A 14,709-nucleotide genomic window follows, 5' to 3' on the forward strand; every position below is an offset into this window, starting at 1 on the left:
CGGACCGCTCGCGGCGGCCCGCCCCGGGGTGGTCCAGCTGGTGCTCTTACTCGCCGGTGAGGTCGGCGCGCCCGGTGGAGTAGCTCTCGCCGAGCTCTGCCATGGCGTCCGCAGGGGACTTCGAGCCGTTGATCAACGACTGCATCGCACTGACGACCTGGTCGTAGAAGCCGGCCACCGGCCAGTCCGGGTAGAAGGCGAGACCGTCGGCGTCGATGACCTCGGTGAAGTTCTCGGTCATCTCCTTGGTCTTCTCGTCCTCGATCGTGGAGGTGTCGCCGGCGACGGGCAGGCCGCCCTTCTGGCCGAGCAGGTCCTGGACCTCCTGGGTCATGGTGATCTCCATGAACTCGTAGGCCAGGTCCTTGTTGGCGGCATTGGTGGGCACGACCCAGAGGTTGCCGGAGGAGCCGATGGTCAGGTCCGTGCCGGGGAAGAGGAACTGCCCCCAGTCGTCGGACATCTCTGCCACCAGGCGCCCGAACCACCAGGAGCCGGAGAACATGATCGGGTAGGTGCCCGAGATGAAGGCGGTGCCCATGTCCTCGGCGGTCAGCCCGGCGGAGTCCGCGGCGATGTAGCCCTTCTCGACCCAGTCGGCGAAACGCTGGGCGCCGGCCATGATCGGATCCCCGGCGAAATCGACCTCGCCGTCGAACAGCTGATAGGCGTCCACGAAGCTGCGGTCACCGTGGGCGAGCACCAGCTGGTACCACAGCTGCCCGGCCGGGTACTCGGCGCCCGCTTCGGCGAGGGGGACGGTGCCCTGGTCGACGAAGGTCTGCAGGACCTCCTCGAACTCCTCGAGCGTGGTGGGGACGGAGACGCCGGCTTCGTCGAACATCCGCTTGTTGTAGAAGACGTAGACGTACTCGCCGTAGTTGGGCAGGCCGAACCAGTCGCCCGAGCCCATCAGCCCGGACTCGTCGTACCGCGAGGTGGCCTGCAGGCTCTCGGAGAGCTTGTCCCCCCAGCCGTTCTCGTCGGCGACCTCGGTCAGCGGCTCGAGCAGCCCCTGCGAGGCGAGCTGGCCGGCGGTGGAGTTGCCCTTGTTGTACTCCATCAGGTCCGGGACGTCGTTGCCGGTCAGCACGATCTTGGCGTTCTTCTGGAGCTGCTCGAAGGTCTGCTTCTCGACGGTGACGGTGACCTCGGGGTGCTTCTCCTCGAAGATCTCCTGCGCCCGGGCCCAGGCCTGGCCCATGGCGGAGTCCTCGTTCTCGTAATGCCAGATGACCAGGGACGTGCCGTCACCGGACCCGCCGCCGGAGCCGCACGCACTGAGCGTGGGGACGGCGGCGGCCCCGAGCGTCGTGGCCGCGGCGAGGGTGGTGAAATCTCTGCGCTTCATGGTTCCTACTTCCTTGTGAGGGACGGGCTGTCAGCTGCTGTCCGACGGACGCCGCGGATCGTGGGACCCGGTGCCGGGGATCGGAATGCTGGTGGGATCGCGGCGATCGCTGACGGAGTCGCCGTGGTATCGGGTGCAGGTCACGAGGACCTGGCTGGGGGCGGATTCCGGGTCGTCCAGCCGCGCGAGCAGACCGTCGACGGCCCGGCGGCCCATCTCCTCGCCGGGACCCTGCCAGCCGGCGAGCGTCGGCGTGGTCATCGATCCGGTGCGGCGGCTGGAGACGACGGTGACCACGGAGAGGTCGCGGGGCAGCTCGACGCCCATGAGCGCGAGCTCGTTGACGAGCCCGACCACGGCGAGGTCGTTCAGGGCGATCACGGCATCGGGGCGGTCCTCCCCGCTGAACAGGTCTCTCGCCAGGGCGCGACCGGCCTGGGGGGAAGCCTCGACCGTGTATTCCCGGTGGCGGATGCCGCGCTCGCCGGCGATCCGGGCGAAGGATTCGTGGGAGCGCACCGCGGGGGCGTACCCGTCGGCCTCGAGGGCGCTCGAGCGGCCCAGCAGCGCCACGTCGCGGTGGCCGAGCTCGATCAGCTCGTCCAGGGCCTCGCGGACCGTGGCCTCGAAGTCGATGTCGACGTAGGGCAGGCGAGAGGTGTCGCCGGTACGGCCGATGGACAGGAAGGGCACGTCGGCTTCCGACAGGGCATCGATCCTGCGGTCCTCGATACCGACCTCGACCAGCAGGACGCCGTCGGCATGCCCCTGGCCGACGAGGTCGATGAGCTCCTCGGGAGCGCGGTCGACATCGATCGGCCACACCGAGAGCAGGTATCCCAGTTCGGACGCCCGATCGTAGGCACCGCGGACGATCTCGAAGACGGTCTCGCCGGCGGTGAAGTCGAGCTCGGGCAGGTGCAGGGCGAGGATCCGGGTGCGCCGGCTGGCCAGGCTGCGAGCGATCGCGTTGGGCCGGTAGCCGAGCTCGGTCATGGCCTGCTCGATGCGTTCCTTGGTCGCCGGGGACACGGGCCGGTCCCCCGAGAGCATGTAGGACACGGTGCTCAGGGCGACGCCGGCATGGCGTGCGACCTCGCTCATCGTGGCCATCCCGCGTCCTCCTCGTCGTGGGTCGCGCTGTGCGGCGACTGCTGTGTCAACGCATCGAAGCGCTTCGTCGAAGCGTTTCGTCGAAGCGCTTCGACCGCTTAGTCTGCAACTCTTACTTAAGGGCTGTCAAGATCGGCCTCGGCGCCTCCCCGTCGGCACGACCGACCCTTCGACCTCTTGATATGCTGATCGAAACATCCGTTCCGCGTTGTGGAACGCTTTGCGCCGGGCAGTCCCCCGGGTCGTGTTCCGGCGTCACGCAGACAGCGTGACCACGCACCAACCAGGAGGCTCCCGTGTCCACCTCCGGGGACGTCCCTCGTCTCGACAGGGCCCGCTCCGGCGGACTGCCCCGCCTCGGGGCCGCCGCCCCGTCGGACCCCTCCCGCGCCGGCATCATCCACCTGGGCCTCGGCGCCTTCCACCGCGCCCACGCGGCCGTGCACACTGCGCGAGCGCTCGCCGCCGAGGAGGGCGACTGGGGCATCATCGGCTTCGCCAACCGCTCCCGCTCCGTCGTCGACGCGATGAGCAGGCAGGACGGCCTCTACAGCGTCCTCGAGCTCTCCGAGAGCGGCACCCGGGCCGACGTCGTCGACGTCCACCGCGGCGTCGGGGTGATGGCCGAGGATCCGCTGGCCGTGATCCGGGAGGTCGCCGACGCCCATCGCCGGATCCTCACGCTGACCGTCTCCGAGGGCGGCTACTACGTCTCCCCGCGCACCGGTCACCTCGACGTCGACGCCGAGCCGCTGCGGGCGGACCTCGCCGACCCCTCCGCGCCTCGCACCGTGATCGGACTGCTCGCCCGCGGCCTCACCGTTCGCGCCCGCAGCGGCGAACCGTTCACCGTGCTGCCCTGCGACAACGTCTCCGCCGCCGGGCAGACCGCGCGCCGGATGGTCACCGAGTTCCTCGAGCACTCGGGGGCCGAGGACGACGTGCTGACCTACGTGCGCGACCAGGTCGCCTTCCCCGACGCCATGGTGGACCGCATCGTGCCCGCCACCACGCCCGAGACGTCCGACCAGGTCGCCGAGCTGCTGGGCGTCCGGGACGCCGCACCGGTGCGGGCCGAGCAGTTCTCCATGTGGGTGATCGAGGACGACTTCCCCGCCGGCCGGCCCGCCTGGGAGCGCGGCGGCGCCATCATGTCCGACGAGGTCGAGAAGTACGAGCAGGTCAAGCTACGCATCCTCAACGGCCCGCACTCGCTGATCGCCTACCTCGGCGCTCTGGACGATCGTGGCACGATTCCCGAGGCCTTCGAGCAGGACTGGATCGCCGAGGCCACCCTTGCCCTCATCGAGCGCGAGAACGTGCCCACGATCGACCTCCCCGCAGGTTTCGACGTCGACGAATACATCGCTGACCTGCAGCACCGCTGGCGCAACCACGACCTGGGCCACCGCACCCGCCAAGTGGGGTCCGACGGGTCGATGCGCCTGCCGCAGCGCGTCCCGGTCCCGGCCCTGTTCCACCTCGAGCGCGGCGACATGCCGGCCCTGCTGGCCCTGACGGTCGCGGCCTGGTTCGCGTGCGTGATCCCGCCGCGCGGCGTCGAGCCCGGTGAGCAGGCCCGGGCGATGAGCGATCCTGCCCAGCAGCGACTGCAGGAGGTCGCAGCCTCGGCCGCGACCCCGGCGGAGCACGCCCGGGTGCTGCTGGAGAGCGGATGCCTCTCCGCGCAGCTGGCCGAGCATGAGGAGTTCGTCGAGACCGTCGGCCACCTGCTGACCACCATCGTCCGGTCGGGCCCGCGCGCCGCGGCCGGCGAGGCCCTGTCCGCGTCCCTGACGTCCGCCCCCTCGAAGGAGAACCGCCCGTGAAGGCCCTGACCATCCATGCCGCAGGCGACATCCGCTGGCAGGACGTCCCCGACGTCGAGCCGGGCGAGGGCGAGGTGCGCCTGCGGGTCGCCTACGTCGGCATCTGCGGCTCCGACCTGCACTACTACTTCCACGGCGCCAACGGTGCGTTCGTCATCCGCGAGCCGCTGGTCCCGGGCCACGAGCTGTCGGCCGTCGTGGATCTGGACCCCACCGGTGAGTACGCGCCCGGCACTCCGGTGACCGTGCACCCGGCCCGGTACGGCACCAGCCAGCCGGGCCTGGAGGACCGCCCCCATCTGTGGCCGCACGGTGACTACCTCGGCAGCGCCAGCGTGTTCCCTCACCGCCAGGGCGCCGCCGCCGAGTACCTCGTCATCGATCGCGGGAACCTGCGCCCGCTGCCGGAGAACCTGCCGCTGCGTCGGGCGACCCTGGCGGAGCCCTTCGCCGTGTCCCTCCACGCCGTCACCATCGCCGGTGACGTCACCGGGAAGAAGTGCCTGGTCCTGGGAGCAGGGCCGATCGGTCTGCTGGCCGTCTCCGCCCTGCTGCACCGCGGGGCCGACTCGGTCGATGTGACCGACGTGCGCCCCGAGCCGCTCGAGCGCGCGGCGGCCCTCGGAGCCTCGAGGACGATTCAGGTGACCGACGAGGCCCCGGCCGACGACACCTACGACGTCGTGCTCGAATGCTCCTCGGCGCCGGCCTCGCTGTCCTCCGGCATGCGCGCCGTGCGACCGGCCGGGATCATCGTGCAGGTCGCGATCCTGCCGGACACCGAGATCCCGGTGAACCTCGCCCGCCTGGTCGCCAAGGAGGTGCAGCTGCGCGGGACCCAGCGCTTCGACACGGAGATCGACGAGGCCATCGAGCTGCTGGCCGCCGACGAACGGTTCGACGCGGTGATCACCCAGATGCTCCCGGGCTCCGAGGCCACCGAGGCGTTCGCGACCGCGAAGGACGCCTCCCGCTCGGCCAAGGTGCTGCTGGAGCTGTCACCACCGCAGCGATGAGGATCGAGGCCGCCGGGGCTCGAGCCGTGCGCACCGCAGCTGTGAGAATCGGGGTGCAGGTGCATCCCGTCGACCGCCACCCACGACAAGGGGACCTCTCATGACCACCAACGACCGCCCCACCCTTCCCGAGCGCACCGCGGCCGCGCGCCTGATCGTGGTGATCCGCGGCGAGCGTGCCGACCAGTACGCCCCGATCCTGGAGACCCTCGCCGGCGCCGGCATCCGTTCCGTCGAGCTGACCCTCTCCACCCCCGGCACCCTCGAGGAGCTGCCGGGCCTGGTGGAGCGCTTCGGCGAGCAGCTGGACATCGCCGTCGGCACCGTCACCGACCCGGGCGACCTGCGCACGGCCGCCAAGCACGGCGCCCGTTACATCGTCACCCCGATCACCCGCCCCGACCTGCTCGAGGCCGCCGCCGAAGCAGGCATCGCGATCATCCCCGGCGGCCTCACCCCGAGCGAGCTGCACCAGGGCTGGGCCGCGGGCGCGGCGGCGGTCAAGGTGTTCCCCGCCAGCGTCGTCGGCCCCGGCTACGTCAAGGACCTGCGCGGCCCGTTCCCCGGCATCCGAGTGATCCCCTCCGGCGGCGTGGACCTGGAGGCGGCCCGCCGCTGGCTGCAGGCCGGAGCCGACGCCGTCAGCGTCGGCGGCCCGCTGCTCGGCGACGCCCTCAAGGGGGGCAGCCTCGATGCCCTGGCCGATCGCGCCGTGCAGTTCGTCGGCGCGACCACCCGGGAGGCCGGGGCGTGAGCAGTCCCGCCGGCCCGCCCGCGCCCGCCGTCCCCCAGCAGCCGGTGCCCGCCGGCTCCGCACCCTGGGTCGTGACCCTCGGCGAGACCATGGCGCTGATGCGCAGCGCCGCCGTCGGTTCCCTCGCCCACCTGTCCTCGGTGGACATCGCGCTCGGCGGCGCCGAATCGAACCTCGCGATCGGCCTGCGCCGTCTCGGCGTCCCGTCGGCCTGGGTCAGCCGGGTGGGCGATGACCCGCTGGGCACGCGGGTGATCCGCGAGATCCGTGGCGAGGGCGTGGAGGTGCACTGCGGGATCGATCCCGAGCGGCCGACGGGGCTGATGGTCAAGTCGCGCCCCAGCGCCACCACCACGCGCGTGGACTACTACCGGGCCGGCTCCGCCGCCTCCGCGATCAGGCCGGACGATCTCCCCGTCGGCCTCATCGAGCACGCCCGTCTGCTGCACCTCAGCGGCATCACGCCGTTGCTCTCGGAGAGCGCGCATGCCACCAATGCGGCCGCCGTCCAGCGGGCCGTCGCCGCCGGCGTGCCCGTCAGCCTCGACGTGAACTACCGCTCCCGCCTGGGCTCCCGCGAGCGCCTCGCGGAGCTGCTCGGGGACATCCTCGAGCACGTCGACATCCTCTTCGGCGGGCCGGAGGAGCTCTCGATCCTGACGCCGGATGTCGCCGAGGATGATCACCGCGGGCTGCTGCGGGCGCTGTCCGCCGGGTCCCGCCGCGAGGTCGTCATCAAGCTCGGCGCCGACGGGGCCGCGGCTGTCGCCGGGGGCGACGCCACGGACATCGCTGAAGCACCTGGGCATGAGGTCGACGTGGTCGACACCGTCGGCGCCGGAGACGCGTTCGTCGCCGGCTACCTCAGCGCGCGCCTCGAGGGGCTCGATGTGCCCGCTCGCCTCACCCGGGCCAACGCCTGCGGAGCCCTCGCCTGCACGACCCCCGGCGACTGGGAAGGCTCCCCGCGCCTTCGCGACCTCGACGCGCTGCTCGCCGGGAGTGGCGCCGACCCGGTCAGCCGCTGATCCGCTGAGCCGGGCCGTGCTGCCTCCTGCGCGTGGCACACTTCCCGCCGTGGGCACGAGCGACGCGGTATCCGTACGGCCGACCTCAGCGGCCGACTTCGCGGAACTTCGGGCACTCTTCGACGATCCGTCCTTCCACGGCTGGGGCGGGCCGAGCCCCTTGCCGGATGCGGTGATCCGGGCGAAGTACCTCGGGGCGCGTCTGCCGGAGGTGGAGTGCTTCCTGGTCCTCCGCCACGGTGAAGCCGTCGGGCTCGCCCAGCTCCACGCCGCTGATGACAGGCGCAGCGGCGGGATGGACCTGATCCTCCTGGCCCGGGTGCGCGGCGCAGGCATCGGCCGCGCGGTCGTCTCGATCCTGGTGGAGCGAGCGCGCAGTGTGCACGGATGGTCGCGTCTGACAGTGGACCCCGAGGGGCCGTCCTGTCTCGTGCGTCTCCCACCCGGGCCGAGGACGTTGCACTGGTTAGCATTGCTCACTATCGTGAGTGCCTGTGACGACTCCTCCCCCGCCCTCCGCTGAGCTCTCGCAGCATCTTGCGCTGGTCTGCAGCCAGTTCTCGCGGCTCGCCGCCCGACGGTCCGAGGTCGGGGTCGGCACGGTGTCCTGGCGCGTGGTCGCCACGATCGACCGGCACGGACCGCTGCGCCTCAGCGAGATCGCCGACCGTGAGCGGGTCTCCCGTCCCACGGCGACCACGGTCATCAAGCGCCTCGAGGAGGAGGGCCTCGTCCAGCGCGAGGTCGATCCCGACGACTCCCGCTCCTCGCTCGTCTCCATCACCGATCGGGGCTCGGCCCAGCTCGCGCAGTGGAGAACGCAGCTCGCGGACGGGGTCGGGACGCTTCTCAAACCCCTCCCCGCCGAGGACCTCGACGCGCTCGATCGGGCCGCGGAGATCCTCGCCCGCATCGTCGACACGCACGACGGGTAACCCTCACGACGGCATGACCGTCGGCCCGTCGACCCGAGAGGTCGCACGGCTGCAGGCCGGCGTCCTCGTGCCCGCCCGGTGGCCCCGCCGGCGAACACGTGCCCTGCGCCGACGATCACATCCCGAACCGCCCGCCCTTTCCCCATCCCACCCCGCTCGAAGGACTCTTCCGCATGGCTTCCCAGGCTCCCGAGTCAGCGTCGCGACACGCCGCCACCTCACCGTCGGCCCCTCAGACCGCTCCCGCTGACGGCCCGCCGTCGGCCTCGCAGGCCGCGCCGGCCGGCAGCTCTGCCCCGACCCTGCGCGAGGCTTTCCGCCAGCCCAAGGCCGTGTGGGCGATCGCCTTCGCCGCGACCGTGTCCTTCATGGGAATCGGCCTGGTCGACCCGATCCTGCCCGCCATCAGCACCCAGCTCGAGGCCACGCCCTCGCAGGCGATGCTGCTGTTCACCAGCTACCTCTTCGTCACCGCGATCGCCATGTTCTTCACCAGCTGGTTCGCCTCGCGGGTGGGCGTCAAGCGCACCCTGCTGATCGGCCTGACCCTGGTGGTCATCTTCGCGGCGCTGGCCGCAGGGGCCGGATCCGTCGGCGAGATCATCGGGCTGCGGGCCGGCTGGGGCCTGGGCAATGCCCTGTTCATCGCGACCGCGCTGGCCGCGATCGTGGGTGCGACCGCCGGGCCCAGCGCCGGCGCGATCATCCTCTACGAGACTGCGCTCGGCATCGGCATGGCCGTCGGACCCCTGCTGGGCGGGCTGCTCGGCCATGTCTCCTGGCGCGTCCCCTTCGCGGGCACCGCCGTGCTCATGGCCGTCGGCTTCCTCGCGATCATGATGCTGCTGCAGAAGGAGGCCACGCCCGCGCACGTCTCCCCGCTGGCCTCGCTGCGCGCGCTGGCCCACCCGGCGCTGCGCACCCTCGCCCTGACCGCGATCTTCTACAACTTCGCCTTCTTCACGCTGCTCGCCTACTCACCCTTCCCCCTGGAGGATGCGGCCGCCGCCCACGGACTCGAGTTCGGCGCCCTCGGCATCGGCGGCGTGTTCTTCGGGTGGGGCGTGGCGCTGGCGATCACCTCGGTGTTCGTTGCCCCGATCCTGACTCGCAGGCTCGGGCTGATCCCCACCCTGCTGGGCACGCTCGGGCTGCTCACCGTGCTGATGCTGGTCCTCAGCGTCTCCCATGAGTCGATGGCCGGCCTGGTGGTGCTGATCATGATCGGTGGCCTCCTGCTGGGCATCATGAACACCGCCCTGACCGAGACCGTCATGGAGGCCACCGACCTTCCGCGTGGAGTGGCCAGCTCCGCCTACTCGGGTGTGCGCTTCCTCGGCGGGGCGATCGCCCCGGCCGTGGCCGGCCCGCTCGCGGCCGCGACCGCAGCGGGTGCTCCGTACCTCCTGGCGGCCATCAGCGTCGTGGCGAGCATGCTCATGCTGATCATCGGCCGGCGCCACCTGGACTCGGTCGGCCAGCACCACCTCACCGGTGTCGAGGAGGCCGAGGCGATCACGGCCGGCGACGAGGCCTGAACCCGCCGAAGGGCCGCCGAACGCCAGGGCACCTGGCGAACGCCACGCAGTGCACGGTCGGGGCGGCGTGCAGCCGAGAAGGACTCTCGCGTAGTTGAGCGTGTCCACTGCCTGGTCAGCACGCCGAGGGGCTACCTGCTTGTATACAATCCGGAGCATGGTGCGCGCTCGTCCACATCTCACCCTCATGCTCGCCCTGACCTTCTCGACCGGGGTGATCGATGCGGTCGGCTACCTCGGTTTCGATCGGGTCTTCAGCGGCAACATGACCGGCAACGTGGTCCTGCTCGGGATGGGACTCGCGGGCGCCAACGGGCTCCCGATCGTCCGGCCGGCACTGGCCCTGCTCGGCTTCCTGGCGGGGGCCGTCCTGGGCGGGCGTGTGCTCGGCCCCACCCCCAAGGGCACGTGGACCACGCGCACCACAGTGCTCCTGGTGCTGGTCACGGCCGGTCTGCTCGGTTCCGCGATCATCGCCGCGCTGCCCGGCACGCCGTCCCATGCGGTCCTCGGAGCCGCCACCACCACTCTGCTCGCGGTGGCGATGGGCATGCAGGCGGCCGCGGCCCGGCGCCTCGCCGTCGCCGACGTCACCACCGTCGTGGTCACCTCCACCATCGTGGGGCTGGCCGCCGATTCCCGTCTCGCCGGCGGCACGGGCGAGGCCTGGGGCCGACGGATCCTGGCCATCGTGCTCATCGTGCTCGGCGCCTTCGTCGGCGCACTGACGCTCTACATCTCGTTGTGGCTGGGTATCGCGGTGACCGTCGCCGTCACCCTCAGCGTCGCGATCCTCGGGCACCGGCTGCGCGAGAGCGAGTGAGAGAGCCCGCACGTCTCAGAAACGTTCCCGCGGGAACGCTTTCGAGCCGTAGACGTTCCCGCGGGAACGTCTACGAGATGCGCGCGTTCCCGCGGGAGCGTTCTCCGGGCGGGTGAATCGCCGCGCCGACCCGGGATCGCCGCGTCGCCCCGGGATCGCCGCGTCGACTCGGGTGGGCGGCGGCAGCTCACGCCCGGCGGACCCGACCGGCCACTCAGGCCTGCTCGGGCGTACGGGAGGCCAGGAAGGCGTTCCGGGAGCGTTCGAGGTGGCGGGACATGAGCTCGCTGGCCTCGCGGGCGTTGCCGCGGCCGATGTGCTCGAGGATCTCCCGGTGCTCGTTCCACGCGGCGTCTCCGCGGTGGCGCACGTGGGCCGGGGCCAAGGCATGCATCCACTGCGTGCGCCCGGTGAGCTGACGCAGCAGCGAGGTGAAGCTGGCCCGCCCCGACAGCGCCCCCAGCGCATTGTGGAAGCGCACGTTCAGAGCGGCCAGCTCCTCCGGACGATCTGCAGAGATGGCGTCGTCACCGGCTCGCAGGATCTCGTGCGCCGCCTCCCATGCCGCTGCCCATTCCGGGTCCCCCTGCGGCGAGGTCAGGCGGGCGGCGCGCTCGGCCGCGGTGCGGGTCGTGGAGGTCTCCAACACGGTCCTCATGTCGAACAGCACGCGCATGTCCTCATGCTCGGGCTCGGCCACGCGGGCCCCGGCGTTGGGGCGCAGCTGCACGTAGCCGTCGGTGGCGAGCTCACGCAGCGCCTCCCGGACGGGGACGCGGGAGATTCCGAACTGCTGGGCGAGGGCGACCTCGCGCAACCGTTCGCCGGGGGCGAGGGCGCCGGTGATGATCGCCTCGCGCAGGTCGCCAGCGATTCTCACCGCCGCCGGATCAGACATTCATGAACTCCCGACCCGGCGCTGCCTCGAGCAGGCCACGGGTGTAGTCGTGGGCAGGGTCGCTGATCACTGTACCGGTGGCTCCGGTCTCCACGATGCTGCCGCCGTGCATGACCACCACGTCGTCGGCGAGGTTCGCGACCACCGCCAGGTCGTGCGTGATGAACAGGCAGGAGATGCCCAGCTGCGTCTGCAGGTCGCCCAGCAGCTCCAGGGTCTGGTCCTGGACGAGGACGTCGAGCGCGGAGACCGCCTCGTCGCACACCAGCAGCTGCGGGGAGCTCGACAGGGCCCGGGCGATCGCGACTCGCTGACGCTGACCGCCGGAGAGCTCTCCGGGCAGGCGGGAGGCCACCTCGCGCGGCAGCGCCACCTGGTCCAGCAGCTCCGCGACGCGCCGAGCCCGCTCGGCCCGGGTGCCGATGCCGAAGACCGCGAGTGGCTCGGCGATGATGCGCTGCACCGTCCACGTCGGATCCAGCGAGGAGTAGGGGTCCTGGAAGACGGGCTGGGCGAAGCGACGCAGGTCGCGGCGCACCGATGAACGGCGCGTGTCCACCGGGCGGCCGTCCATGAGCACTGTGCCCGCGCTGGCCTTCTCCAGTCCGAGGACGATCTTGGCGAGCGTCGATTTGCCCGAGCCGGATTCGCCGATGACCGCTGTGGTGCGGCCGCGGCGGGCGGCGAAGGAGATGCCGTCCAGGGCGACGACCTCGCTGCGGCCGCCGCGCAGCCGGTAGACCTTGCGCAGGTCCTCGATGCGCAGCACCTGCTCACGACGGGCCTGCGCGGACGAGCGCGGGGGCGGCTCCTCCTGCCGCGGCGCGACTTCGAGGGTGGGCGAGGCCTCGACCAGCCGCTTGGTGTACTCCTCCCGGGCCGAACGCAGCACCGCGCTCGGCGATCCGCGCTCGATGACACGGCCCTCGTGCATGACCAGGATGGTGTCGGTGCGGTCGGCGGCCACCCCGAGGTCGTGGGTGACGAACAGTAGGGACATGCCGCGCTGGACGACGAGGCGCTCGAAATGGTCGAGGATCTGCTTCTGCACGCTGACGTCGAGGGCGCTGGTGGGCTCGTCGGCGATGATCACGTCGGGGTCCCCGGCGAGCGCGATCGCGATCAGCACCCGCTGACGCATGCCGCCGGAGAACTCGTGCGGGAACTGCTTGCGGCGCCGTTCGGCCTCGGGGATGCCGGCCTCGGTCATCAGCCGGACGACGTCCTGCGTGATGGCGGCGCGGTCGCGGTGGCCGTAGGCGCGCAGGGCGTCGGCGATGTGGTCGCCGATGCGCATCGTGGGGTTGAGGTTGGTCATCGGGTCCTGCGGGACAAGGGCGATCCCCTGCCCGCGCAGCCGGCGATAGGTGGCCTCGGGGGCGCCGGCGAGCTCCCGGCCGCGGTAGCGGATGGAGCCGGCGGTGATCCGGCCGGCGCCGGGCAGCAGCCCCAGGATCGCCGAGATCGTCGTGGACTTGCCCGATCCCGAGCCGCCCACGATCGCGGCGCGCTCTCCCGGCGCGAGGGTGAGACCGACGTCCTGGAGGACCGCGGTGTCGCCGTAGGCGACCGACAGGTCCCGGATCTCCAGGACGAGCTCGTCCTGCGGGGCCGAGACGCCGGGGTCGTGCTCTCTCGCATCGTTCATGCCGCTCACCGTCCTGCCGCGTAGCCCTGGGCGCCGCGGGGATTCGCGGCGGATCGGAGGATCCCGGTGGCCGGGTCCCGGCTCACGCAGGACAGCCGCCCCAGGGCCCAGTCGCCGGCCCGGACCACGCGATGACCGCGTGCTTCGAGGCCGGCGATGACGTCGGGTCCCAGCCGGTCCTCGACCACCGCCCCGCCCGGTGTCCACGTGCGCGGCCAGAACGAGCCCGGCATCGACGTGGTGTGCAGCGCGGGCGCGTCGATGGCCTGCTGCGGTTCGAGGCCGCCCACGAGCACCCGCAGCAGGAACAGCAGCTGCCACTGGTCCTGCTGGTCGCCACCGGGGGATCCGCAGGCGAGCACCGGGATGCCGTCGCGCAGCACGAGGGTCGGGGTCAGGGTGGTGCGCGGCCGCTTCCCCGGCCGCAGGGCGGAGGGCATCTCCTCGTCCAGCCACATCATCTGCAGCCGGGTGCCCAGGCAGAACCCGAGCCCGGGGACGGCCGGTGAGGACTGCAGCCAGCCGCCCGACGGGGTGGCGCTGATGATGTTGCCCCAGCGGTCGACGACGTCGATGTGGCAGGTGTCCCCGCGTGCCTCGCCGCTGGGCCGGACCGTCGGCTCCCCGGCGCCGTGGTCGACGTCGCCGCCGGTGGCCTGCGCGAATTGTTTCTCGGTGACCAGGGGCGGCAGCGGCAGGGGCCCGTCGCCGACGCGGCCGGGGCGGAACTCGTGGGAGGCCTGCTCGGTGATCAGGGCGCGCCGGGAGGCGATGTACTCCTCGCTCAGGAGGGTTTCCAGCGGCACCTGGCCATCGCCGTAGTGGGCGTCGCGGTCGGCCAGGGCCAGCTTCAGCGCCTCGAGGATGGTGTGGGCGCCGAGCTCGGTGGCCGGGTCGAGGTGGTCGTCGTCGAAGCCGTCGAGGAGGCGCAGGGCCTGCAGCAGCACCGGGCCCTGGCCCCAGGGGCCGGTCTTGGCGATCGTCCATCCGCGGAAGCTGGCGGTCGCGGCGGGCTCGAAGGTGGCCTCGGTGGTGGCGAGGTCGGCGGCCGTGATGACGCCGGCGTGGTCGGCGCCGTCGGAGTGGCGATGCGGGGTGCGCACGAACTCGGCGATCGCCTCGGCGACCGGTCCGGTGCGCCACCGCTCGCGGGCCGCCTGGATCCGGGCCGCGCGCCCATCGTCCTCGGTGCCGGTCTCGACAGCCTCGCCGGCTGCGATGAGGTCGCGCAGCACGGCCGCGTACTCAGGATTGTGCACGAGCTGCCCCGGGGCGGGCGGCGCACCGTCCGGCATCCACAGCGCCGCCGAGCTGGGCCAGTGCTCGGCGAACATCTGCGAGAGCGCCTCGATCTGGGCGCTGACCCGGGCGAGCACGGGGTGGCCGTCCTCGGCGAGCTCGATCGCGTAGGCCAGGACGTCGGCCAGCTCCCACGTGCCGTGCTCGGCCAGGAGCTTCAGCCAGGCGTCGACCGCCGTGGGGATCGCGGCCGCCAGGGCGCCCGTGCCGGGAACCCGTTCGAGCCCTTCGGCGCGGTAGTGCTCGATCGTTGCGCCCGCGGGGGCGGCGCCCTGGCCCATCATCACCACCGGCGTGGGGTCCTCCGCCGTGGCGAAGACCCCGGTCATGTCGCCTCCTGGGCCGTTGAGATGCGGCTCGACCACGTGCAGCGCGAAGGCCGCGGCGGTGGCGGCGTCGAAGGCGTTCCCGCCGCGCTCCAGGACGGCCTGAGAGCACGCGGTCGCGATCCAGTGGGTGGTCGCGCTCATCCCGAAG

13 protein-coding genes are annotated in these 14,709 nt (G+C 72.0%); 8 read left to right on the forward strand and 5 right to left on the reverse strand.

Features of this window, described 5'->3' with window-relative positions:
* Nucleotides 1-46: 46 nt before the first annotated feature.
* Both AC5020_RS13355 and AC5020_RS13360 read right to left on the reverse strand, forming a co-directional pair.
* The gene (locus AC5020_RS13355) at nt 47-1,351 is read right to left on the reverse strand and encodes an ABC transporter substrate-binding protein (protein WP_377792502.1); all 1,305 of its coding nucleotides are present in this window, start codon (nt 1,349-1,351) and stop codon (nt 47-49) included.
* A gap of 30 nt (nt 1,352-1,381) precedes the next feature.
* Nucleotides 1,382-2,464 carry a LacI family DNA-binding transcriptional regulator gene (locus tag AC5020_RS13360; RefSeq protein ID WP_377792501.1) on the reverse strand — a complete coding sequence of 361 codons (1,083 nt, stop codon included), beginning with the start codon at nt 2,462-2,464 and terminating at the stop codon, nt 1,382-1,384.
* A 296-nt stretch (nt 2,465-2,760) separates the two neighbouring features.
* Here AC5020_RS13360 and AC5020_RS13365 point away from each other — a divergent pair, with 296 nt between their 5' ends.
* The 8 genes from AC5020_RS13365 (at nt 2,761) to AC5020_RS13400 (ending at nt 10,387) form a co-directional block, all read left to right on the forward strand.
* Nucleotides 2,761-4,293 carry a mannitol dehydrogenase family protein gene (locus AC5020_RS13365; protein WP_464988642.1) on the forward strand — a complete coding sequence of 511 codons (1,533 nt, stop codon included), beginning with the start codon at nt 2,761-2,763 and terminating at the stop codon, nt 4,291-4,293.
* Entirely contained in the window at nt 4,290-5,309 is a 1,020-nt protein-coding gene (locus AC5020_RS13370; RefSeq protein ID WP_464988643.1) for an L-idonate 5-dehydrogenase, read from the forward strand. Before AC5020_RS13365 ends, AC5020_RS13370 begins: the two co-directional genes overlap by 4 nt.
* A 100-nt stretch (nt 5,310-5,409) precedes the next feature.
* Nucleotides 5,410-6,063, forward strand: coding sequence for a bifunctional 4-hydroxy-2-oxoglutarate aldolase/2-dehydro-3-deoxy-phosphogluconate aldolase (locus AC5020_RS13375; protein WP_464988644.1), 654 nt, complete (start codon nt 5,410-5,412; stop codon nt 6,061-6,063).
* Nucleotides 6,060-7,091 carry a sugar kinase gene (locus AC5020_RS13380; protein ID WP_464988645.1) on the forward strand — a complete coding sequence of 344 codons (1,032 nt, stop codon included), beginning with the start codon at nt 6,060-6,062 and terminating at the stop codon, nt 7,089-7,091. Before AC5020_RS13375 ends, AC5020_RS13380 begins: the two co-directional genes overlap by 4 nt.
* 49 nt (nt 7,092-7,140) lie before the next feature.
* Nucleotides 7,141-7,614: a GNAT family N-acetyltransferase gene (locus AC5020_RS13385; protein WP_464988646.1), complete on the forward strand. Its 474-nt coding sequence runs from the start codon at nt 7,141-7,143 to the stop codon at nt 7,612-7,614.
* Nucleotides 7,586-8,026, forward strand: a complete 441-nt coding sequence (locus tag AC5020_RS13390; RefSeq protein ID WP_464988647.1) for a MarR family winged helix-turn-helix transcriptional regulator — start codon at nt 7,586-7,588, stop codon at nt 8,024-8,026. The genes AC5020_RS13385 and AC5020_RS13390 overlap by 29 nt, the downstream gene beginning before the upstream one ends.
* A gap of 173 nt (nt 8,027-8,199) precedes the next feature.
* The gene (locus AC5020_RS13395) at nt 8,200-9,564 is read left to right on the forward strand and encodes an MFS transporter (protein WP_464988648.1); all 1,365 of its coding nucleotides are present in this window, start codon (nt 8,200-8,202) and stop codon (nt 9,562-9,564) included.
* A 157-nt stretch (nt 9,565-9,721) separates the two neighbouring features.
* A complete protein-coding gene (locus tag AC5020_RS13400; protein ID WP_377018639.1) occupies nt 9,722-10,387 on the forward strand; it encodes a YoaK family protein in 666 nt (221 codons plus the stop codon).
* A 214-nt stretch (nt 10,388-10,601) separates the two neighbouring features.
* On the opposite strand, the gene AC5020_RS13405 is transcribed toward AC5020_RS13400, so the two are convergent.
* From AC5020_RS13405 to AC5020_RS13415, 3 genes are read right to left on the reverse strand one after another with little or no spacing between them, the layout of a single operon-like run.
* The gene (locus AC5020_RS13405; RefSeq protein ID WP_464988649.1) at nt 10,602-11,267 is read right to left on the reverse strand and encodes a GntR family transcriptional regulator; all 666 of its coding nucleotides are present in this window, start codon (nt 11,265-11,267) and stop codon (nt 10,602-10,604) included.
* 10 nt (nt 11,268-11,277) lie between these two features.
* On the reverse strand, nt 11,278-12,933 hold the full coding sequence (locus AC5020_RS13410) for a dipeptide ABC transporter ATP-binding protein (protein ID WP_464988650.1): 1,656 nt from the start codon (nt 12,931-12,933) through the stop codon (nt 11,278-11,280).
* Between the two features lie 5 nt (nt 12,934-12,938).
* A complete protein-coding gene (locus tag AC5020_RS13415; RefSeq protein ID WP_494564442.1) occupies nt 12,939-14,702 on the reverse strand; it encodes a gamma-glutamyltransferase family protein in 1,764 nt (587 codons plus the stop codon).
* Nucleotides 14,703-14,709: the final 7 nt, after the last annotated feature.

The sequence above is a fragment of the Brachybacterium sp. SYSU DS0246 genome (genome assembly GCF_059391765.1).